The organism is Phormidesmis sp. 146-33, assembly GCF_052939515.1.
On sequence record NZ_JBJPHU010000020.1, the window covers coordinates 24335 to 45788 of the forward strand.

Annotated in this window: 19 protein-coding genes; 6 read left to right on the forward strand and 13 right to left on the reverse strand. The window is 51.3% G+C overall.

Going from position 1 to position 21454, the window contains the following annotated elements:
• Position 1: 1 nt before the first annotated feature.
• Positions 2-586, reverse strand: a complete 585-nt coding sequence (locus ACJ2PR_RS10470) for a hypothetical protein (protein WP_446876961.1) — start codon at positions 584-586, stop codon at positions 2-4.
• Between ACJ2PR_RS10470 and ruvB the strand changes: the two genes are divergently transcribed.
• Together ruvB and ACJ2PR_RS10480 are read left to right on the forward strand one after the other, a co-directional pair.
• Positions 576-1763 (forward strand): Holliday junction branch migration DNA helicase RuvB, encoded by a 1188-nt coding sequence (gene ruvB / locus ACJ2PR_RS10475; protein ID WP_446876962.1) that lies wholly within the window; start codon positions 576-578, stop codon positions 1761-1763. The two genes, ACJ2PR_RS10470 and ruvB, sit on opposite strands and share 11 nt — an antisense overlap.
• Positions 1764-1778: 15 nt before the next feature.
• A complete protein-coding gene (locus tag ACJ2PR_RS10480; RefSeq protein ID WP_446876963.1) occupies positions 1779-2639 on the forward strand; it encodes a tetratricopeptide repeat protein in 861 nt (286 codons plus the stop codon).
• Here the strand turns inward: ACJ2PR_RS10480 and ACJ2PR_RS10485 are convergent.
• A complete protein-coding gene (locus ACJ2PR_RS10485) occupies positions 2629-3447 on the reverse strand; it encodes a TIGR01548 family HAD-type hydrolase (protein WP_446876964.1) in 819 nt (272 codons plus the stop codon). The genes ACJ2PR_RS10480 and ACJ2PR_RS10485 overlap by 11 nt on opposite strands.
• A gap of 108 nt (positions 3448-3555) precedes the next feature.
• Between ACJ2PR_RS10485 and ACJ2PR_RS10490 the strand changes: the two genes are divergently transcribed.
• Positions 3556-3855 carry a 30S ribosomal protein PSRP-3 gene (locus ACJ2PR_RS10490; RefSeq protein WP_446856616.1) on the forward strand — a complete coding sequence of 100 codons (300 nt, stop codon included), beginning with the start codon at positions 3556-3558 and terminating at the stop codon, positions 3853-3855.
• A gap of 322 nt (positions 3856-4177) precedes the next feature.
• Positions 4178-6475 (forward strand): 1,4-alpha-glucan branching enzyme, encoded by a 2298-nt coding sequence (glgB, locus tag ACJ2PR_RS10495; protein ID WP_446876965.1) that lies wholly within the window; start codon positions 4178-4180, stop codon positions 6473-6475.
• 5 nt (positions 6476-6480) lie between these two features.
• Here glgB and ACJ2PR_RS10500 read toward each other — a convergent pair whose 3' ends face one another.
• The 5 genes from ACJ2PR_RS10500 to hpsA all read right to left on the reverse strand — a co-directional run bounded on the left by ACJ2PR_RS10500 (position 6481) and on the right by hpsA (position 15320).
• Complete coding sequence (locus tag ACJ2PR_RS10500; RefSeq protein ID WP_446876966.1) at positions 6481-7068, reverse strand: pilus assembly FimT family protein; 588 nt, start codon at positions 7066-7068, stop codon at positions 6481-6483.
• A 196-nt stretch (positions 7069-7264) separates the two neighbouring features.
• The gene (locus ACJ2PR_RS10505; protein WP_446866044.1) at positions 7265-7798 is read right to left on the reverse strand and encodes a prepilin-type N-terminal cleavage/methylation domain-containing protein; all 534 of its coding nucleotides are present in this window, start codon (positions 7796-7798) and stop codon (positions 7265-7267) included.
• Between the two features lie 37 nt (positions 7799-7835).
• Complete coding sequence (locus tag ACJ2PR_RS10510; RefSeq protein ID WP_446876967.1) at positions 7836-8939, reverse strand: PilW family protein; 1104 nt, start codon at positions 8937-8939, stop codon at positions 7836-7838.
• Positions 8933-9706, reverse strand: coding sequence for a type IV pilus modification PilV family protein (locus ACJ2PR_RS10515; protein ID WP_446876968.1), 774 nt, complete (start codon positions 9704-9706; stop codon positions 8933-8935). The genes ACJ2PR_RS10510 and ACJ2PR_RS10515 overlap by 7 nt, the downstream gene beginning before the upstream one ends.
• Before the next feature lie 31 nt (positions 9707-9737).
• Complete coding sequence (gene hpsA / locus ACJ2PR_RS10520) at positions 9738-15320, reverse strand: hormogonium polysaccharide biosynthesis protein HpsA (RefSeq protein WP_446876969.1); 5583 nt, start codon at positions 15318-15320, stop codon at positions 9738-9740.
• Positions 15321-15386: 66 nt separating this feature from the next.
• Here hpsA and ACJ2PR_RS10525 point away from each other — a divergent pair, with 66 nt between their 5' ends.
• A complete protein-coding gene (locus tag ACJ2PR_RS10525) occupies positions 15387-15644 on the forward strand; it encodes a hypothetical protein (RefSeq protein ID WP_446866048.1) in 258 nt (85 codons plus the stop codon).
• A 431-nt stretch (positions 15645-16075) separates the two neighbouring features.
• Here the strand turns inward: ACJ2PR_RS10525 and rpmB are convergent, their stop codons facing one another.
• Together rpmB and ACJ2PR_RS10535 are read right to left on the reverse strand one after the other, a co-directional pair.
• Positions 16076-16312 (reverse strand): 50S ribosomal protein L28, encoded by a 237-nt coding sequence (gene rpmB / locus ACJ2PR_RS10530; protein WP_446856624.1) that lies wholly within the window; start codon positions 16310-16312, stop codon positions 16076-16078.
• An 87-nt stretch (positions 16313-16399) separates the two neighbouring features.
• The gene (locus tag ACJ2PR_RS10535; protein WP_446876970.1) at positions 16400-17674 is read right to left on the reverse strand and encodes an acetylornithine/succinylornithine family transaminase; all 1275 of its coding nucleotides are present in this window, start codon (positions 17672-17674) and stop codon (positions 16400-16402) included.
• Between the two features lie 150 nt (positions 17675-17824).
• On the opposite strand from ACJ2PR_RS10535, the gene ACJ2PR_RS10540 reads away from it, so the two are divergent.
• Entirely contained in the window at positions 17825-19414 is a 1590-nt protein-coding gene (locus ACJ2PR_RS10540; protein ID WP_446876971.1) for a cation:proton antiporter, read from the forward strand.
• Between the two features lie 129 nt (positions 19415-19543).
• Here ACJ2PR_RS10540 and ACJ2PR_RS10545 read toward each other — a convergent pair whose 3' ends face one another.
• The 4 genes from ACJ2PR_RS10545 to ACJ2PR_RS10560 form a co-directional block, all read right to left on the reverse strand.
• On the reverse strand, positions 19544-20179 hold the full coding sequence (locus ACJ2PR_RS10545; protein ID WP_446876972.1) for a potassium channel family protein: 636 nt from the start codon (positions 20177-20179) through the stop codon (positions 19544-19546).
• 125 nt (positions 20180-20304) lie between these two features.
• Positions 20305-20511, reverse strand: a complete 207-nt coding sequence (locus ACJ2PR_RS10550; RefSeq protein ID WP_446876973.1) for a glycogen debranching protein — start codon at positions 20509-20511, stop codon at positions 20305-20307.
• 77 nt (positions 20512-20588) lie between these two features.
• Positions 20589-21086, reverse strand: coding sequence for an N-acetyltransferase family protein (locus tag ACJ2PR_RS10555; protein ID WP_446866052.1), 498 nt, complete (start codon positions 21084-21086; stop codon positions 20589-20591).
• Positions 21087-21193: 107 nt separating this feature from the next.
• Positions 21194-21454, reverse strand: a 261-nt coding sequence (locus tag ACJ2PR_RS10560; RefSeq protein ID WP_446876974.1) for a hypothetical protein, incomplete at its 5' end; no start/stop codon positions are given.

The following is a 21454-nucleotide window of genomic DNA, read 5'->3' on the forward strand; positions in this document are numbered from 1 at the left end:
ATCAGGTGACGACTTGCTGTAAAGCCTGAGCGATCGCTTGTTTTTGTTCGGCATCATAGCCCCAGCGTTCTAGAAAGCTTTGATACTGCCCTGTGCCGGATGCGATGCTCTCTAACAAACTGTGAATTTTGGTTTGCACCTCTGCCAGTTGAGTTTGTTGAATTAGATTAGTCGTGCGTCGCTGTACCCGTTCTGAACCCTTAGCTAAATCAAGCTTCTGACTGCGTGTGTGAGCCAAGATCATGGCGGTGGACATGGCCAGATTTTTGACCAGCAGTTCGGACACGATTGAGGGGGACGATCGCAGCGCTGCCACCACTTCTTCAGAAGGTCGATCCGCCAATGGACGAGCGTCGGTTAGATAGGTGACAAAAAATCCTCGTGCGCCATTTTCAGTCGCGACTAAGCTGGCAACGGTTGCGGCATCTGACTCAGACAGGCCCTCTTGCTCAATTTTAGACAGCAAAGATTGAGTGAGGGCGATCGCCTCCTCAAAAGAAATGGAGTCAGGGACGATGAAAGTCGGGTCAATCGTCATACTTTTTTGGCGTTCATGGGTATGATTGTACTCAATTATGGCGATCATCTCCTCCAAAAAACAGGCGCTTGAGCCAGAAGATCTAGATACACCAGTGGGACAGCTTCCCCTCTCGGTGTCCGATTCGCATGGCGGCGGCCAGCCTCCCAAAAAGCCTCCCAAGGTCGCCCTACAACCAGAGCCAGACGATCGCGACAAAAAAGCGGCTAAAGAACTGCTCCAACCAGAGTCAGAACCCGAAGAACACGGCAAGCAAGAAGATCACCTGCGTCCCCAAAGCTTGCAGGACTACGTGGGACAAAAAGATCTCAAAGACGTTTTAGATATTGCCATTCGAGCCGCCAAAGCCCGACAGGAATCAATGGATCACCTGCTGCTCTATGGCCCGCCTGGACTGGGCAAAACCACGATGTCGCTGATTCTCGCTTCTGAGATGGGGGTCAATTGCAAAATCACCAGTGCGCCTTCTTTAGAGCGTCCCCGCGATATTGCTGGACTGTTGATGAATTTGCAGGCCGGCGACGTGCTGTTTATTGACGAAATTCACCGTCTGCCAAGAATTACAGAAGAACTGCTTTATTCCGCGATGGAGGATTTTCGACTCGACGTGACGATCGGCAAAGGTCAAAGTGCTCGAACCCGATCGCTGCCCTTACCTCCCTTTACGCTGGTGGGCGCGACGACGAGGGTAGGAGCTTTGACTTCTCCGTTGCGCGATCGCTTTGGGCTGATTCAACGTCTGCGCTTTTACGAATTAGATGAACTGACAGAAATTATTCTCCGCACGGCGAGTCTGCTGAATACGTCCATTAATTCTGATGGAGCCAGCGAAATTGCCCGTCGCTCTCGCGGAACGCCCCGGATTGCTAACCGACTGTTAAAGCGGGTTCGAGATTATGTTCAGGTCAAATCTTCGGGCAAAGTGACTCAAGACGTGGCAGCAGAGGCGCTGGAGCTATTCAACGTAGACCCCTGCGGATTGGACTGGACGGATCGACGCATGTTAAGTTTTATGATCGAGCGGCACAACGGCGGCCCAGTTGGGTTGGAAACGATCGCCGCCTCCACGGGAGAAGATGCCCAAACGATCGAGGAAGTCTACGAACCCTACCTGATGCAAATTGGCTATCTCAGCCGCACCCCACGGGGAAGAATCGCCACCGCCGCCGCTTGGAAACATCTTGGCTACCAGCCACCCGACAGCCAAATGTCATTTTTGTCCTAAATCTGGAGTTGTCGTATGAGTCGCTTGTTGCTGAAATCTTTGCTGGCTTTTTTGCTGGTGATGATCGTCGAATTTTCTACCCTGCCTGTCTTAGCGGAGGAGGCTCCTGTCTCTACACCTGTGCCGACGGTTGAAGACGTGCCTGCCCAACCGACTGCGCTGGATATGTTTTCTCAAGTCGGGGAGTTGAGGCAGAAAGCCTTTGAAGCTACCAATAAAGGAGACTTTAAGACGGCTGAGGGCTACTGGACTGAAATGATCAAACAACTGCCCGATAGTGGGGCTGCTTGGAGTAATCGTGGCAATGCCAGAGTCAGTCAGAACAAACTTGAAGACGCGATCGCCGATTTCAACAAAGCGATCGAACTGGCTCCGACGGCTCCTGATCCCTATCTCAACCGAGGCACTGCACTCGAAGGATTGGGTAAGTGGGAAGCCGCGATCGCTGACTATAACCACGTTCTAGAACTTGATCCCAAAGACCCGGCCGCCTACAACAATCGCGGGAACGCCGAGGCTGGACTAGAACAATGGGAAATCGCGGCGGTTGACTTTAAAAAAGCGGCTGACATGGCTCCTGAGTACGCCTTTGCCCGTGCCAACTACGCGCTGATTAAATACCAACTGGGCGAAACCGATGAAGCCATTCGTACCATGAAAAACCTGGTTCGTAAGTATCCCAAATTTGCTGATATGCGGGCTGCGTTGACGGCGGCGCTCTGGGTACAGGGCAAACAAGGCGAAGCGGAAAGCCAGTGGGTGTCTGCGGTGGGACTCGATCGCCGCTACAAAGACCTGAAATGGGTAAAAACGATTCGTCGCTGGCCCCCCGCCATCACTGCTTCTTTAGAGAAATTCTTGAGCCTCAAGTCCTGACCAATTGCTGAATGGCGATCGCCGTTAGTTCCTGCACGTTGGCAAACACGATTTCGGCTCCGGCTTGTCGCAGAGATTCTGCATAGGCCGATTGGCGATCTCCTTGAGATACCCGCAAGGGGTCGCTCGTTTCCTGAACGTGAGGTGGCAAAACTCCCACGCCTATCCAACGGCGATCGGGCTGAATCTGACGGGCCCGTTCCACTGTGTACATATCTGCAACGGTGTCGCCGACGTAGATCACAGGAAGCGAAGCATTCTCAGCAAAGGATTGGACGCTGGCAAATAGTCCCGTGGGGTCAGGCTTACCGGGCGCATCCTCCATCGCGACTAAGAGAGGCGATCGCAGCCCCAGTCTTTTCTCCAATATATAATTTGCGGAGGCTCTGGTTGCCCCACTAAAAAAGCCCCAGTGAATGCCTGCCTCGGTCAGACTGTCTAAATATTTGGGCTGCATTAGCAACGGTTCTTGACAGATATAGCCCGTCCAATTGTCAGGATCAGTTCCCCGGTAGCGAGACTGGAAAAACGCCACCAGCTCTGAATAGTCGAGATTGAGCGAACTTCGCGACGTGCCTTGAGCTTCAAAGTAGCGATACGTCAACTCCTGCGACGCTTCCCAATCGTTGTTCCAAACGCCTTCTGCCTTGAGCGCATCAATTTCCTGCGATGAGGGACGATAGGCTCCTTGAGTAAATTTTTCCACTGTATCAGCCAGAGCGCGACGGTAAGATCCGCTGACATCCCTCACCACGCCATCAATGTCAAAAATGACGATCGCTCCCTTCAAATTCACTGCTTGACTCACTAAATCCTCCTCTCTAACACTCAATCTCTCAATCTTCACCCCCAGACCAGAACAGTACGGTAGAATAGCTGATTGTAATCAAAGCTTGGGACTGCGCTGGAGGTTGGATTGACGAAGTTTATTCTAAAGGTTCTCTGGCTAGATGAGAACGTGGCACTGGCGGTGGATCAGGTGGTTGGCAAGGGCACGAGTCCTTTGACTTCTTACTTTTTTTGGCCGCGCAACGACGCATGGGAACAGCTAAAAACTGAACTCGAAAAGAAACATTGGATTACCGAAGCCGATCGCGTTGAGTTGCTCAATAAAGCGACTGAGGTGATCAACTACTGGCAAGAAGAGGGCAAACGTCGTCCTATGACAGAAGCTCAGGCAAAATTTCCTGAAGTCACCTTTACAGGTAGCGCTTGAGGATTGACTGAGATCAATTTTTGAATCGGTCAGAACAGCCCTTAACTTGCAATCTTAGCGAGTTGGGGCTTGTTTTATACCCTGGTGGTGTAGTCTACAAATGGCATCATTTTTGTTTATATCTTTCATCGGTTTAACTTATCTAAGAAGTCCTTACTGCTAAAGATCCAAAAAGCTGCCGAGATTCCTCAACTCCCAAATAGTCACAAAATTACGTCAAGAATTTGAGACTTTTACAATGATTTGATACGGTTTATGACAGAACGTTAAATTTTTTCTTCTCTAGATTTCTTTAGCCAATTTTATTTAAGGCAGGTAGCTCATGTCGATGACCATCGCTCCCGATCAAATTGAACGGATTATTTGGAACCAACATCACGATCCGTTTGAGGTGCTGGGGCCCCATCCGATCGAGCGCGATGGCAAAACAGTCTGGGTGGTGCGAGCCTATCAGCCCAACGCAGACGCTGCCTGGGTGGTGATTCCTGAGCAGCGGGCCGAATATCCGATGCAGTCGGTTTACCATCCTCACTTTTTTGAATGCACGATCGACACCCCCGAACTTGCCAACTATCAGCTACGGGTCAAGGAAGGAGAGCACGATCGCGTCATTTATGATCCCTACGCCTTCCAGTTTCCCTTCTTGACGGATTTTGATACCCATCTTTTTTCTGAAGGCAACCACCACCGCATCTACGAAAAGCTGGGGGCACATTTCACCAAGCAGAATGGAGTTGAGGGGGTCTACTTTGCAGTTTGGGCACCCAACGCCCGCAACGTCTCAGTGATTGGAGATTTTAATTATTGGGATGGGCGCAAACACCAGATGCGGAGGGGTTCGACGGGCGTGTGGGAACTGTTTGTTCCTGGCTTAGGGGTCGGAACTCACTATAAGTACGAAATCAAAAACCAGGACGGGCACATCTACGAAAAGTCCGATCCCTACGGATTTCAGCAGGAAGCGCGACCCAAAACAGCCTCGATCGTCGCTGATCTCGACTCCTACCAGTGGCAAGACCAGGATTGGATGGAGCAGCGCCGTCATACCGAGCCTTTAACTAAGCCTGTTTCCGTCTATGAAGTTCACATTGGCTCGTGGCTACATGCTTCTTCTGCCGAGCCTGCCAAGTTGCCCAGCGGGGAAACTGAACCTGTTGTCGTCGTCTCCGAACTTAAGCCAGGAGCCAGATTTCTGACCTATCGAGAATTGGCTGCCACGCTGATTCCCTATGTGAAGGAACTGGGATTTACTCATATTGAATTGTTGCCGATCGCTGAACATCCCTTTGATGGCTCGTGGGGCTATCAGGTGGTGGGGCACTATGCCTGCACGTCTCGCTATGGCACGCCTCAAGATTTTATGTACTTTGTCGATCAGTGTCACGCCAACGGCATTGGGGTGATCGTTGATTGGGTGCCGGGTCATTTTCCCAAAGATGGTCACGGTCTGGCGTTTTTTGATGGCACTCATCTTTATGAACACGCTGACCCCCGTAAAGGCGAACACAAAGAATGGGGCACCCTCGTTTTTAACTACGCTCGTAACGAAGTTCGCAACTACCTGGTTTCTAACGCAGTCTTCTGGTTTGACAAGTACCACATTGATGGAATTCGCGTCGATGCGGTTGCCTCAATGCTCTATCTAGACTACTGCCGCAAAGAAGGCGAATGGGTGACTAACCAGTATGGCGGTCGAGAAAACATTGAGGCGGCTGAGTTTCTGCGTCAAATGAACCATGTGGTCTACAGCTATTTTCCGGGGGTGCTGTCGATCGCCGAGGAATCCACGTCCTGGCCGATGGTGTCCTGGCCAACCTATGTCGGGGGACTGGGATTCAATCTCAAGTGGAATATGGGCTGGATGCACGACATGCTCGATTACTTCCACATGGACCCGTGGTTTCGCCAGTTTCACCAAAACAACATTACCTTTAGCATCTGGTACAATCACAGCGAAAACTTTATGCTGGCGCTCTCCCACGACGAAGTGGTGCATGGCAAGAGCAACATGATTGGCAAAATTCCGGGAGACGAATGGCAAAAATTTGCGAGTTTGCGCTGCTTGTACGCCTACATGTTTGCCCATCCAGGTAAGAAAACGCTGTTTATGAGTATGGAGTTTGGGCAGTGGAGCGAGTGGAATGTCTGGGGCGATTTGGAATGGCATCTATTGCAGTTTGAGCCACACCAAAAGCTACAGGACTTTATGAAGGCGCTCAACACGCTCTACCGTCGCGAACCTGCCCTCTACACTCAAGACTTTGCCCAAGAAGGGTTTGAATGGATCGACTGTAGCGACAACCGTCACAGTGTTGCGTCTTTTATTCGTCGTGACAAAGATTCTGATGAGTCGGTGATTGTTGTTTGTAATTTCACGCCTCAACCTCACAGTCACTACCGCGTTGGCGTACCAGAGCCAGGATTTTACACGGAGCTTTTGAACAGTGATGCCCGTGATTATGGCGGCAGCAATATGGGTAATCTGGGCGGTAAATGGACGGATGAGTGGGCTTATCAAAATCGTCCTTACTCGATCGACCTCTGTCTCCCTCCATTAGCGACGCTGATCTTGAAGCTCGATCGTGCCAAAACTCAAGCTGCTCTCAAAGACAGCGAGTAGCTCATTCAATCACAGGGATTGTCTAGCCGCGTCGGACGGTTCTGCCCGGTTCGCATGGCTCCGATCAGTGTCGAAACAATAACGCATCGCTTGGCAGAACTGCTGGGGGCAGACAAGACAACTCTCCCCAGGTTACCGTTCACTTCACCGTAGTGGTTGAATTGGATCTTGTGGATGCCCAATTTGTCGGCTTGGGGTTTTGTTTCATCTGAGTTTAGCTGGATGCCATTCTCTAGGCTGCTCCAGGAAAGGCGATCGGGGTCAGTGATTGGGGCTGTGGATTGAATCACCCACTGAACTCGACCATCTTTTTGTCTAAAATTGACCTGCTGGTTGATACGTTTGAGCTTGGCGGTACTTTGCGCTTTCCGCAGGATTTCAAACACTTGACCCTGGGCAATGTTCAATTTTTGGGTGTTCAAGAAGGCTAACCAGCTTGGGGCAGCGATCGCGACCAGGACTCCAATCAGCAGCACCACAACCAGACTTTCAATTAGCGTAAATCCTTGATTTCGAGATGGGCCAAACTGTAGCTTTGAGTCAGGTTTGAATCTTACTCCAATTTTTTGGAAACTTGAAGGGTGCAGATGCATGTTCGATCGCCCTGATGCTGAGAGTATTTCACAGATCAGAATTCCCTAAAAATCGAGCCTGCTTGATCTACCACGCAAGCTTTCTGCATGAGATGCGGTCAGACAGCACTTGAATAGCACAAAGCCCAGTCCTTACAAAAGTTTCAGGCACCGGGCTTCATTTTCAACGCTTCATTCTTAACGATGACAAGTGTCGCTAAACCGGACAGTCGTCTCCAGATCCGTCGATCATCGCTCCTAAGAGCGTTCTGATAGTCACACACCGCCGCGGATTTGGGGCAGCTCCAGGTCGAATCGTGATGGTATAGCCAACCGCAGCAGAAGTTGGAATCAAGTTGCCGTCTGTGTCGAAGATGACTCTGGATGTGGCAGGAGTTGCACTGAGTCGAATCGTTCCGGGCTTGAGGTTGCCGATCGACTGCCAGGTGTTGATCGTCCGGTTTGCACAGGTGACGGTGTTTGTGGTGTATTGAACGGTTGCTACTCGTGGGTCGTTGCCGTTGTTGTCAAAGCAGACTTCTCGACTGAGTTTGGTGCGTTTTGCTTCGGCTTGGGCCGATCGCAGCACTTCAAAAACTTGACCTCTCGCCGCACCGACCCGTTGATTGTTGACAAAAGCGATCCAACTCGGAGAGGCGATCGCAAACAGGACGGCGATCAACAAAATCACAACTAATAGTTCGATCAGGGTGAAGCCTGCGATCGAGTTCTTTGATTTTCGCCTTCTCATCTTCTTCTCCAGTAAAAGCACAGCAAATCACAGCCCTCTAAATCTTATTCAACACGCCACGAACCAACACTCGCGTCTCCATCGGAATCGGAACACTGCCTCTAAGGGGAATTCCAGGTCTCCCTGCGGCGTTGCCTTGAATCCGCACAACAACTTCCTGGTTGAGGGTGCCATTGCTGACTGCTCCTTTGACGCAGACGTAAAACCCTCTTGCAGGCGTATTGGTCAACGGATTGGTCGGCGCGGTAGTTGGGGTGAGTACGTAATCTGTAGTGGGTGCCGGGCAAGTAGGGGTGGCTTGACTGCCACTGAGATCAACAAAATCGACAAGGACTTGGTTGGGTGTATTGACACTCATCCCAGGTCTGGCTACTAAAGGAACTCCGTTAGAACCGAGTGGCCAACGAGAAAACGTAGTATCTTGACCTGCGGGATAATACCAGCCAGGAGTTGGTTGAGGGCTGCCACCTGCACTAGCGGTGGGCGTAAAGGTAAATTGTGGAAGCTGATAGCGCTTGATTCTAGCTTTACCTCTCCAGTTGTTTTCAGCCCGTCCACTCAGTGAGTAGACAACTAACGTGTACATCTGACGAGAAATACAGGGAACCCCAACAATTGCTGGGGGCAAGTTGGCATTGTTTGCAGTCGTGGCGATCGCCCGTGCATTTGCCGAACAAGCTGCAATCAGAGGGTCAGGTAAGGGGTCAACTCTCCAGAACGCCAGAACGGGAATATTTTCCGTGTTTCCGCTTCCAGCAATTTCGGTCGGAAGAGCATTCGTTAGTCCTGGGCAGGTCGGATCACCTGATGGTGTCAAACATCTGCCGTCATAAACGAAGACCGCCTCACGTAAATCACGGGAGATATAGTCGATCGCCATTTGCATTTCGCGCTGGGTGTCGCTTCGGGAGGCTTCTCGCTGGTTGGTTTGAAGAAGCTGTACTACGGTAAAGAGCAGCAGCGTGACAATGATTCCTCCGATGAATAGGGCAACCAGAAGCTCGATCAGGGTGAACCCTTTGAGGTTGCCCTTTTTCTGATAGAACCAGAGCCGAAGAGGGTGCGATTTTTGTTGTTTAGCCATCATTCTTTCCTGATTCGATCGTCCTGATTCATCGGGTGAGGGAATGCCTTTTAGCATTGTCCAGTCGTCCTGGCGCTTGCTGGGCAGAGCGTACGGAAAATTTGCAAGTTTTGGCTGGCACCACTTTTAACGATCGTGGTGTATTGCACTGCTAGCGGGCGGATACGTTGAGCACCCAATCCAGAGGTGCCTTTTAAGGTGGCTTGCTGGGTTTGACCGCGGCCCGCTCTTAGCGCATCCTCCGCTACGCTGGCATAGACCCGAACGCCTACCACGAATCCATCGGGGACAGCAGTACCAACTGGGGTAAGTTCTCCGTTTGCATCAACACCAGGGCTGCGAAAAGTCTGCATTAGAAATTCGGGTCTACAATCGCCTTCGGTGTCTAGGGGGAGATACTGCGCCACGGGAAGTGGAGTGCCTGTATAAGTGTTGCAGGTTGAGTTTGAGGACAATACAGTACCACTGGAAATCGTTGGGGCAGGCACCGTACCGTCTCCACGAATGGTTGCGTTTGTGGCGGTGGCTGGAGGGAGTTGAGCAAGGGTATATCCTCCCCGTTCGACGAGTGTACGAACTCGATCGACTTCGCCTTGAGCGAGTTGGGAGGCTTGCTCGGCTTTGCGGTTTTGGACTCGTGTGCCCGTGGCCCAGAAGATGGGCGGGAGGATGCTAACCAGGGTGACGGTGATCACGATGATGGCTACGAGTCCTTCGATGAGAGTTAGCCCCCGGTCTGAGTGGCGGCGATTTGCGCTTAGTTGGCGGGTGAGACTCAGAGCAAACCGCATTGCCAAACGGGGAGACCGTGATTTTGAGGTCATAGAACTTGAACCTTGTAACATCTCAGTCTCCTTAAGACGGTCTGGGACAGTTGATTCTGGCATCGGCTGGCACCCCAAGGCGCTGACGATTTGCTGGGAGCGCAACGGTCTCACAGAGATTATTGATGTAGGGGTCGTTGGCGGGTGGCTCAGTGTAGTATTCGTTGCGGTTTTTGCTGGCAGTTACAAATCGAGAGGCTGCGGGGCTGGCAGGATTAAACTGGAGCGCTACGTCATAACCCCAAATCCGAGTGGGCGGTTCATAGTATCTATAGCTGTTGCTGCCAGTTTCAGGGGTTTGTCCAGGCTCCCAGGCTTCTGATTCGTAAGGTGCGGTTGCGTAATTGGTAAAGCTGAGTTGCAGGAATGACCCCGAAAAGTTGAGTCTTCTGTTGTTTCCGGCTCCCCATCGTTCTAAAAAGCGAGGGAAGTTGTGCAATCCACCATAGCCCTGGTTTAAGCGAGAAGGATTGATGCCACCGACGATGATCGTGTTGACCCTAGTATTTGCGGGTAGAGTGAACTGTCTCCCTACGTCAAGGGTCTGTCCAATTGGGAAGTAACTGTCTCTGTTGTAGAGAGTAGGGAGAGGTAATGGGGGCTTGGTGCCAGCCGTCACTTCCGCTGGTGTTGCCGCAGTTGTTCGTGAGGCTTCGGTCAGAGGCAAGCCGAGGCGCGAGATTTTAATCGGTGAAGTGAAGTCAACATGATAGTTAGAACTCCGTTGAGGCAGCGTTGAGGGAGAAGAGTTTTCTCTCACCCAGTCGGCGGTAGCGGCGATCGGTTGGCTAGGGCGATTTTGATTATGGAATGAGGTGCCGTAGTTGCTGTTTCCATTAATGCAACCGGGGCCGTACAAGCCAAATTCTCGTCTGCCGTAAGGCGTGTAGTTACCCCCAGGATTATTTACTGCTCCTGCATCGGCAAGAATACCGAAGTCCGGTGATGGATAGGCGGCTGTGGTGCCAGAGGTAGCTGTGGGTGTTGGAATGCTTGCTGCGGGGCGGACAAAAGAGTCAGCGATACTGCCGTCACAGAAGGTGTAAGAAAGGACGGTGATGCTGTCAGCTAAGATTTCTGAGGGTCGCCAACGGTCTTTCTCAGTAGCTGCTCTGCTGGGGTCGGTGTTGGCAAAGCGATCGTCAATGTTTCTCCGACCGTAAAACTGGGCTGGGGTATAGGCAGCGTCAGGAGGGAGGAGGTCTCTAAATTCTTCTAGAATTGTGCCTGCTTCGGTGTCTGCTCCGTTTTGGTGAAGGTTAAAGTCTCCTTGAATGTAGACGGATTGGTCACTAAAGAAGGAAAGACCTCGATCGTTTTGATCGCTTCCGACTCCTGAAATAACGTTGCCTTCAAAACTGCTGTTGCGTTTGACCTGTGAACCGTTGCGAAGGCGGAAACCGTGAACGCGACGATCGGGATCGGGCAACTGGTCGATCGGTTTATCCGTAACCCCTCGGTTTGTCGGAGTCAGAGGAATCGTTGGATCGATTTGGGCTGCCAGGTTGGTGAGATTCATACCCGTGCCAGCAGGACGAGCGATCGCGTCTTCTCGAACTGCATCTTCTCTAAAGGCGTAGACAATACCGCTCTTGGGTAACCAGATGTCTGTTCCAGCTTGCTTGCTGCGGAGCATCCCCAGATCGATGTCCATTGTGCGAGTGAGCATCAGTTGACGACCGTCAAAAAAGGCGCGATCGAGGAAGCCCAACGCAACGGGTCGGGGAGTCATTTTGCTGTCTCTGTCGGTGCCGCTGGTGGGGGCGAGAATGTAATTGGTTGGGATGTTGGGCCCACCGCTAATGGCTGTAGACGGAGCCGCGGCTAATATCGCTGGGTTTGTCTCGTAGGGCAATTTCCAGTCTGAGAAGTCTACCCTTCTTGGAATCAGCGCAACCGCATTCACAGAGCGATCGGGTACAGGAAAAGGAGTCAGATTTTCATCAGGGTGGCGGTTTGGGGCGGTGGTGACAGTGCCTCTCAGTGTGACTCGCCCATTATTGGCAGCGATGCTATCGACAGGAGTCAATCTGGGGAAGTAAGTAGATGGATTATCCGCTCTGGGATTTTCGGTGAGATTGGTCGGAGCGGTTGCATCCACGACACGGAATCTGGCTCCAGCGCTGTTTACCGGACGGATAGTGGTGTTGATGTAGGTGTCAACGACATAAGGTTCTTTGTCTAAGGCATTGAAGGTGCCCAGGGCTGCGGGTGGCTGTTGTGCAGTGGCGGTGATGCTTCCAGGCTGACGAGTGTCATACTCACCGCGTCTGTCAGCAGTAAAGTTAGCGGCGGGATCGGGAACCGCTGGCGTAGGAGAACCAGCTAGTGGAGGGATGGGTCGCGGCTCATTGATTGAGCCAGCAAGCTCGTGGTCTTGTTCGGGGAAGAGGTAGTAGAGCGCCGGAAACTTGGGTAGGACAGATGCCGTTTCAGGGCTACCAGGCACGTACTTCTCAGTGTTGATTGCTCCACACAAGCGAGACAGGAAGAATCTGTAGTTACCCAGTCGTCCTCCTTGAGCGTATCCAGCAGAGTTAGCTGGCAGTGTAGGGTTAGCTGGCAATCCTCCTGTCTCTAGTGTGGATGGGGCGGATGAGGAAATGCCGCGACTTGTGAGGGCGAAAGTAAATTCGTCAGGGTCACAAGCGGATGGGAACATGAACAGGCTAGTAGAACTAGAACTGATTGGATTTTCAGTCCGGTTGAAGATGTATTCACCAAATATGGGTGATGGTCGGAACCCAAAGGTACGATCGCGGCGAATCTGATACTTGAGCATGATCAGTTCAGCCATCCGCACCACAGGATCTTTGGTGATGTCTATGCCTGCTCTTAGACGAGCTTGTCTGATTGCCCCGACCCAAGCCTCTGGCGGGACATTGTAGTAGTCTTTTGCATTCCAATTATCTTGGTTGAACTGCGCGTCTGTCGCAGCAGGGTTGTACCCATAAGATGCCAATTGACCGCGTGGCAAAACGCCAATGAAAGATCTGGCGACATCCCTGGTCTGCATCAGATTTTCAATGGTTTCTGCCAACTCATACATGACGTTCTTGCTGGCATCGGATGTGACTCCTGTCAAGCCAAAGTTGTACTTAACGTCGTTGGCTCGGTTAGCGGGGTCAAATCTGCGAATCTGCTCAATGTTGTAGGCCAACATGCCCACCGTACAAGCAGCCGTCTGCAAATAGGTCTTGTCAGCGATGCTTAAATCTGCGTATGTAGTCCCGCCTTCAAGCCTCTGAAGAACTCGCCGCAAATTAGAGTAGTTCCCCCACATAGTCAGGGCTGGGTAGGGGTGAATGATCGAACTTCCAGCAGCCTCTTGTTTGGGCGGGTAAGCGCCATCGGGGTCGCCCGCAAAGTTTGCTAAGTTGGTCAGCGCGATTCTCAAAGCACTGCTCGGATTACTAACATCTCTTACAAAGGTTGCAGCACTTTGACCTAACGTACTAGTGTCACTTGCTGAACCAGGAGGCAGAAACTCCCAGCCGTTGGTGCCCCGACCCGTAAAGAAGTCGGTCATTAGCATTGGGTCGGTTGCGCCGCCGATCGTACTTCCGGTTGCGCCTGACGCAAACAATGTGGGCAAGAAATTAACCGACTGGCGCAGCGTCGTCAGCGTTCCGGGGTGAACCGTGCTGGCAAGACAAGCGATCGGGAAATCAGGATTCCCTTCATTCAAAGTTCTATCTGAGTGATAGACAGCAGTCGCTTGCACAGCGGACACGTTATCTCTCAAGGTGCGACGCTGCAAATCGATGTGACGGACACCACTTGCTCCGGTTGCGGGTGTCGCTGGGTAAGGAATGACAGTTGGCGGAATCAGCGGATCACCTTCTCGCTCGGTAGCCGCATTAATTACATTATCAGCAGCGTCATATCGCGGAGTGACCCATGTGTTGACGTTGCCTAGCTCTAGTCGCTCACCGACGAGGATACGCATCCCTTCATTGCGGGCGCGCCGCTCCCAATAGCCATCCAGCCCGACTCCTTCAGCAGGTTGGTTTGGATTTGAAGAAGCGCTCGAAGTTAACTCAGGCTTGCCAACAATCGGCTCACCCATCCTCAAAGGAGCAGTAATCCTATTTTCTTCTTTTGAGTCATATCTGGGTTTAGGGCCCCAGCGATCGTCTGCCCGATACAAGTCATCCACATAGGGCGCAACCTGCGGGTCTGTACGAAGTCGCTGCGGGAACGTTGCCTCAACTCTTGCCCAGTCGTTGCGGTTTCCTTCCCGATTGTTTCTGCTGCCTTGCCCCGGTCTGACCTGATAGCCGTCTTCAGTCAGAATGAGCGCTGGGTCGATCGAGATTTGGATGGGACTAGCGACTCCGTTGCCCACTCCATCTGATGCCGTATTTAGCGTTACGCCAGTCGGATTGGCAGTAGGAAGATAAACTGTTGAACTGCCGCTGCCAGCAGTATCCGTTACGCGACCAGAAGCCACCAACCCCAGGAAGTCACGATTTGGTTGCTCCGCAGTCGGAGTAATGTTGGTGACGGTGATCTCAGATGCATCGGGCGTAAATAAACAAGATGCAGGAGAGCTAATGAGATGCGCGTTGAAGTTGTTGTCTCCACCGATCACCAGACTCCCCTCGGTGTGCATTGCACCATTCCAGTTAAAGGGGGCACCTGGATAAACTTCCAAGTCGTTGCGGAACCAAGCTCCCCACTTGTTGCCCCGGTTTAGCTGGCGATCTTGCTGAAATTCTAAAGTGACAGCAGTTGCATTAGGGTTATCAGGGACGACAAAAGCATCAACCTGAAAGTTTTTCTTCAAGATTGACGTGTTTGACCTGTCATCAAACCAGCCTCGCAAACCTGATTTGGTGCCTGTATTAAAGTTGCAATTCTGCGCCCTTGTTTCGTTACTGAGTGGCCCCTGCCGAATCCACAAGCTTCTAGCTTTTTCTTGGTCACTCAAACGAAGCAGCAGTTCGTTGGGGTCTGCTTGACTCGCAGGGTTAGCCTGGTTTGCCGTGTCGGTCGGACTGCTAAAGATGACTGAGTAGATGACCGTCGCATCAGCCCTACCGTCTCCATTGGTATCGGTACGGAAAGACCAGGCGTTGTCATTTCTACCGTCGCGATTGATGTCAACTCGCTCCTCATCTGGCAACTGGTAAGGATCAAAAGCATCAGTAACTGCTCCCCCAACTGGGCGAACTCGTAGAGTAGTCACACTACCGCCCCCCGGCAGCGGCTGACCATCATTGAGCATCATCCCCAACAGCGTGGACTCGGACGGCACCCCACCGGGATAGCGTGTGTCTTTGCTAGGGTCAAACAGAAACTCGATTTTGGCACGGGCCCGATCGATCGCTGGCGTGGCGGCGTTGTAGATCACGCGCTGTTGACTTTGCCCGATCACCTGGGTATTGCGGTTAAAAGCCCGAAGGGTCAGGGCCCCCACCGTCAGCGTCACCACCAAAATCAGCAAAACAGTCGTTGGCAAAATAAAGCCCGCAGCCGATCGCGTCCTACGTTGGGTCATCAATGCGGTGCGGATGTATCCCAAGATCACCCGTTTGGTGAGGGATTGGTAGAGCTTCCAGATCTGGCGAAATGGCCCCTGGATTGCCTTAGCGAGTTTACGGTTTGACATAGCTGCTAGTTGTGGCAGAAAGAAAAAGGGTCGGATGCAAAGAGTCTCGTTAGAACGGAGCAGTAGATGGCACGCACAGTCAAGGAAAAAAATTCAGTAATCAGTAAAGCAATCAGTAATTTGATCGCACTGTCAGTATGGTCAGACATTGCCCCGCTATCTAGTCAAGGGGCGATCGGTGAGTTCATCAAAACTCTACATTGGTTGACTTATCTTCTTACTGTCTTAATAACTCAACCTCATCGTCAACGGGGAACTTACGTGAGCGACCTGCTAGAGAAAAGCTTGACTATCCGGCAAGTTACGGAAATTGTCAGTCAGTAGATAATCAGTGGATGTGGAGAAAAGAGGTCAAAATCGATGAATTTTTCATGATCAAGCAGTCGCTCTCGCCAATATCATACTCGGATTGAATTTTATTTTAAGTCGATCAGCGGATTATGGTTGTTGGAACAATATTACCCAGGTGCTTTGAAATAGCGATCAACTGAACGAAAAAAAGCTTGGAATCCGTAGAAATTGGGTTGACTTAACAAAATCTTGACCAATCCTAAGCAGAAGTCCTAACTATATTGAGTTTTCTGAGTTAAATCATAGATTTTGGACAAGATAACTACTTTGAACGGTAGGCAAACAGGTTGACTTTGCCCTAAACCTACCCGTCAAGCGCCATAGATAGATCAAAACTGGGGCAGACGTACTTCATCCACCCCAGAGTCAGGAAAATAAAATGGTTGCAAGCACTGTTGCAAGCCCTACAGACGGCTCAAATCAATCCCGGCTTCTTTAGCAAAAGCACTGAGACTCTTGCGCTCAAGCGTTTTGATGGCTTTGGTCGAAAGGCGCAGTTTGACCCAGCGATTGCCTTCTTGCCACCAGACTCTCTTAGACTGCAAATTGGCTTCTTGCAGCTTTTTGGTGCGACGGTGAGAGTGAGAAACCGCCATTCCATTGTTGGCAGTCTTGCCCGTCAGTTGGCATTTGCGTGACATTGTTTGGCTCCGAGTTCGTAGGATGGGTTGGGTACAGTCCCTTATTCTATACAGGTTCTTTCCCGCTGTGAAAGGGATTGCAGAAAATCAGGCTTTGGTCAGGGCGGTGAAGGCTTGATCGAGCGATCTCAGCGCCAGATAAATCTCCTCAGCCGTCACAATCAACGGAGGCACAAATCGCACCACCTTGGGGCCCGCCGGAACCAGAAGAACGCCTTCATTCATCGCTGCTTTGACCACCTCGATCGACGTAAATGATGCATCCGCACTCAGTTCTAACCCGTTGATCAATCCCCAGCCGCGCACTTCTTGAATCAGAGTGGGAAACTTTTTGGCGATCTTTTGCAATCCTAAACGCAATTGTCCGCCTCGATACTCAGCGTTCTTTAACAGATTTTCTTGTTCGATCGTTTCACACACCGACAACGCCACAGCACAGACAAACGGATTGCCCCCAAAGGTGCTGGCGTGATCTCCAGGTTTAAAGACATCACAGAAAGATTTGCAGAGCATTGCCCCGATCGGGATTCCTCCACCCAGTCCTTTTGCCGCAGTGAAAATATCTGGCTCAATGCCCAAATTTTCGTAGCCCCAGAGTTGCCCTGTGCGACCCATGCCGACCTGTACCTCGTCCAGGATGAGCAAAATGCCCGTCTCGTCACAAATTTGGCGAATCCGCTTGAAGTAGTCGAGATCACCCGGACGCACGCCACCTTCTCCTTGAAGCCCTTCGAGTAAGATGGCAGCGACTTGACGATCGCCCTGATCTAGTTGCGCGATCGTGGCTTCCAGCGCGGCAATGTCGTTGTAGGGGACATATTGGAAACCGGGCACCAGAGGACTAAAGTTTTGCTGATATTTGGGCTGACCTGTGGCGGTGATGGTGGCGAGGGTGCGACCGTGGAAGCTGGCGTGAGCCGTTAGGATAATGGGATTCTCAATGTTGAGAACCGTGTGAGCATATTTACGAGCCAGCTTGATCGCCCCTTCATTCGCTTCGGCTCCCGAATTGCAGAAAAAGGCACGATCGGCGCAGGAATGCTCGACCAGCCACTTGGCCAGCGCTCCTTGTTGAGGAATGTAGTACAGGTTTGAGACGTGGTGTAGCGTTTGGATCTGCTGAGTGACCGCAGCAACCATTGCAGGATGGGCATGACCTAGCGTACAGGTAGCGATCCCAGCGACAAAATCGAGGTATTCACGCCCCTGATCGTCCCAGACGCGACAGCCTGCCCCGCGCTCTAAAGTCAGTGAGAAGCGTCCGTAGGTTGACATCACATACTCATCAAACTCAGCCGAAGAGAAAGGGCTGGAAGCAGCGACTGGAGCAACAGTAGGGAGAGTTAGGAGGTCTGGACTCACTGAATTTATTCCTTAAGCGCAAGAATTCTGATCAAGAGGTCATGTGTAAACCTCTGCTCAGTTTAGTTTAAGAAACGGATTGCAGAATAGGGGGTCTGTGTTAGGGATCTTTGACAGGGAGACCGAACCGTTAGGTGGGAGATGAGGTGCATGAGACAAGTGATGGCGATCGTCGGCAGTGATCAGGGGCAATTTTCTGAGTTGGTGACGGTGCTGATTGTGTTGCTGCTGGTGGCGACGATCGTGGCGTTGTTGTCTCGACGGTTACGGGTGCCCTATGTAACAGGATTGGTTGTAGCGGGACTGGCGATCGCTGAGTGGCTCCCGCGGCGGATTGGACTGGATTCTTCGCTGATCATCAATTTGTTTCTGCCAATTCTGTTGTTTGAGGCGGCGATCAACACTGACATCAGCCGTTTGCGAAGTACTCTCAAGCCGATTTTGATGCTGGCTGGCCCCGGTGTCGTGATTTCTTGTGGGGTGACGGCGATCGGGCTGAAATATGGGCTGAGTCTGGAGTGGATTCCAGCGCTGTTGGTAGGGGTGATTTTGGCGATTACTGACACGGTTTCTGTAATTGCAGTCTTTAAAGAAGTGTCGGTGCCGTCGCGGTTGATCACGATCGTCGAAGGCGAAAGTCTGTTTAACGACGGGATTGCGCTAGTGATTTTTGGGCTGATCCTTAAGTTCAACAACACGGGCAGCGTCACGGCGATCGAAGGACTTAGGGAACTGGCAATCGTCCTTGTTGGTGGGTTAGCCGTGGGGATCGTTCTCGGATATCTGGGAATTGGGCTGTATGTTCGGTCAGAAGATGACCCTTTAAGCAGCATTTTGTTGACAGTGGCGATCGCGTTGAGTGCTTTTCAAATTGGTCAATTTTTGGGGGTGTCTGGAGTCGTTGCGGTCGTGATTGCAGGCTTGCTGATCGGCAATTTGGAACTGTCTCGCAGTGTGTCCGCCTCTAGTCGAGTGACGGTTTTGAGCTTCTGGGAGTATGCCGGATTTGGGGTCAATACCTTTATCTTTTTGCTGATTGGGCTAGAAATCGATTTGCCGACTCTGGGGAGAACGCTGCCTGCGGTTCTTTTGGCTGTCCTTGCGTATCAGACGGGACGGTTTCTCTCGGTGTATTCGATGTTGGCGGTGGTCGGAAAGTTTGATCGCCCCATTCCCTTTCGCTGGCAGCACGTTTTGTTTTTGGGCAACATCAAAGGATCGCTCTCAATGGCGCTGGCTCTGAGTTTGCCATCTTCTCTAGTGGGACGTGAATTTTTGATCGCGATCGTCTTTGGCACTGTTTTGCTCTCACTGGTCGGGCAGGGAGTTAGTTTGCCGTGGCTGGTACAGCGATTAAAGTTGTCTCACACGTCTGAGTCTCAGCAGTGGATCGAGGGATTGCAGTCTCAACTGATGACCTCAAAAGCCGCGCAAGAAGAATTAGATACCTTGCTCAAAGGCGGCGTTTTGCCCAAGTCGATTTACGAAGAGATGCGATCAGGCTATCAGGTCAAAGTGGCGGCGGCAGAACGATCGCTCCGTGACTTTTATAATCGTCGTGAGGATAAATTCTCCAATTTGGAGACAAGTACTCGATTTGAAGCCGTGCGCCGTCGATTGTTGCTCGCTGAGAAAAATGCGCTCAATGATGCCCTTCGCAAGCGAATTCTTTCAGAAGAAGTGGTGCGATCGAGGTTGAAGGCGATCGATGAACAACTCTTGACGCTAGAAGACGATTGAATAATGTCACTTCAATGGAGTTCTTTCGCTTCGGTAGTGAGAGCTTCTGCCCCCCAACCCCCCAATTCTGGGGGACTTTAAGACAGAGGCTTTGAGGCAAAAGTGAATTTGATGAAGGGCGGCTTCGCACTAAACGCATTTTTGAATGAAATCGATAATCTCGTGCATGGCTCCTGGTTTGGTGGCGATTAGCACCGTCGATTCGGGGTCTAAAACTGTGCTGCCGTTGGGGATCATTAAGTCCATGTGCGCTTGGGGTTGGTAGCCGATGATTAGCGAACCTGTGGGAAACTTGGGATCTTGGGCGACTTCGGCGAGACTGCGACCGACCACATTGCAGTTTGCGGAGATGGCAAGTTTGACGACTTCGATCTGACCTTGCTCAAAGTGCATCATCGACTCGACTTCGGGATATTCGATGACGTTGACCATTGTGGAAACGGCGAGGTCGATCGCGTTGATCACATGGGTCGCTCCTGCAAAGCGATAAGGCTCTGCAAAGTCTCGATGGCGCATTCTCACCAAAATGTGAGGCACTCCGTAATGTCTAGAAAGCGTCACCATTGCCAGATTGAGCGCATCGTCTCGCAACACGGCGGCCAGCGCGTCGGCTTTGCGAATTCCTGCCTCGATCAGCACCTCGGTTGAAACGGCACTGCCCTCAAATGCCATTACGCCCAGTTGTTCGCGAGCATACCGACAGGCGGCGGGATCAATGTCAATCAGGGCGATCGTGTGTCCTAGCTCGACTAGCTTTTGCGCCAAACTCAGCCAATCAAGCCTGCGCCCCCGATGAGTACGTACATGACAAATCCTCTGAAAACTTCTCTATAAGTTAAGAGATCTCAGAGAATGGCGCAGAGAGAATTTTTTGACTCAATCGATTTGACTCAATCTAATTTGAGGGCGTTGACGGGCACTTCGTCCCAGGACTCGACGATGCGAATTCGAGCCGTCCAGCCTGTCGCTTTTTGTGTGTCGGTCAGATTTTCTTCAAAAGATTGGTGACACTGCTGGGCTTGAGTTTCGTCACAGCAAGCAATACATGCGTAGAGCAGTCCACCCGGATCGACTTGTTCGTTTATCCAAATTGCCACGATCGCTTCCTCCCAAAACTCCCGATTCTCTGGTTCTACAGGATAGGGGGCTTGAAAATTAAATTAGTCGGAGTCTCTTAAGGATTCTCGTTGGCCATTTTGGCGATCGCTTCCCCTGTGACTCGACAGATTCGCCAGTCTGGAAGAACTGTGGCACCCATGCGCTGATAGAAGGCGATCGAGGGTTCGTTCCAGTCCAAGACGCTCCATTCCAATCGCCCATAATCACGAGAGATTGCTAACTGAGCGAGATGAGACAGCAGCGCTTTCCCAATTCCCTTGCCTCGATAGTCTGGCAAAACAAACAGGTCTTCTAGATACAATCCCGGCTTTGTCAAGAACGTGGAATAGTTGGGAAAAAACAGCGCAAAGCCAATAATTTGCTCCGAAGATTGGGCAACGATCGCTTCTACACAAGGTCGAGATCCAAATAAATGTTCTGCCAGCATTTCAGAACTGCCCGTGACCGCATCAGACAGGTTTTCGTAGTCTGCCAGCGCTCGAATCAGCGAGAAAATTGCAAGGACATCGGTAGAATTAGCCGATCGAATCGTAAAAGAGCTTGTGTCTGACATGAATAATTTTGAGTTGAATCCAAAACGAAAGCGCTCTGCTCACATTACTTCAGAAATGCTTTGAATTCTAAATGTACTTTAGAAAATCTGGTTGACTGATACAGCGCTTAAGCCTCCATTGTTGTCAGTGTTGTCAGTCGATTATGGAACGAACAGTTTACAAAGCGGAACGATCGAGTTCTGAGCGGCAATGGTTCTGTTTTGAACCGCAACGATCGAGTTTTGAACTGCAATGGTTCTGTTTTGAACCGCAACGATCGAGTTCTAAACTGCAATGTTTCTGTTTTGAGCCGCAACGATTGAGTTCTGAACTGCAATGGTTCTGTTTTGAACCGCAACGATCGAGTTTTGAACTGCAATGGTTCTGT

What these genes read in the sequence shown, in the direction of transcription:
- ruvB (WP_446876962.1), top strand. Translation starts at nt 576, where the DNA reads ATGGCGATCATCTCCTCCAAAAAACAGGCGCTTGAGCCAGAAGATCTA.
- ACJ2PR_RS10470 (WP_446876961.1), bottom strand. Translation starts at nt 586, where the DNA reads ATGATCGCCATAATTGAGTACAATCATACCCATGAACGCCAAAAAAGT.
- ACJ2PR_RS10480 (WP_446876963.1), top strand. Translation starts at nt 1,779, where the DNA reads ATGAGTCGCTTGTTGCTGAAATCTTTGCTGGCTTTTTTGCTGGTGATG.
- glgB (WP_446876965.1), top strand. Translation starts at nt 4,178, where the DNA reads ATGTCGATGACCATCGCTCCCGATCAAATTGAACGGATTATTTGGAAC.
- ACJ2PR_RS10500 (WP_446876966.1), bottom strand. Translation starts at nt 7,068, where the DNA reads ATGCATCTGCACCCTTCAAGTTTCCAAAAAATTGGAGTAAGATTCAAA.
- ACJ2PR_RS10505 (WP_446866044.1), bottom strand. Translation starts at nt 7,798, where the DNA reads ATGAGAAGGCGAAAATCAAAGAACTCGATCGCAGGCTTCACCCTGATC.
- ACJ2PR_RS10510 (WP_446876967.1), bottom strand. Translation starts at nt 8,939, where the DNA reads ATGCTAAAAGGCATTCCCTCACCCGATGAATCAGGACGATCGAATCAG.
- ACJ2PR_RS10515 (WP_446876968.1), bottom strand. Translation starts at nt 9,706, where the DNA reads ATGACCTCAAAATCACGGTCTCCCCGTTTGGCAATGCGGTTTGCTCTG.
- hpsA (WP_446876969.1), bottom strand. Translation starts at nt 15,320, where the DNA reads ATGTCAAACCGTAAACTCGCTAAGGCAATCCAGGGGCCATTTCGCCAG.
- ACJ2PR_RS10525 (WP_446866048.1), top strand. Translation starts at nt 15,387, where the DNA reads ATGGCACGCACAGTCAAGGAAAAAAATTCAGTAATCAGTAAAGCAATC.
- rpmB (WP_446856624.1), bottom strand. Translation starts at nt 16,312, where the DNA reads ATGTCACGCAAATGCCAACTGACGGGCAAGACTGCCAACAATGGAATG.
- ACJ2PR_RS10540 (WP_446876971.1), top strand. Translation starts at nt 17,825, where the DNA reads ATGAGACAAGTGATGGCGATCGTCGGCAGTGATCAGGGGCAATTTTCT.
- ACJ2PR_RS10555 (WP_446866052.1), bottom strand. Translation starts at nt 21,086, where the DNA reads ATGTCAGACACAAGCTCTTTTACGATTCGATCGGCTAATTCTACCGAT.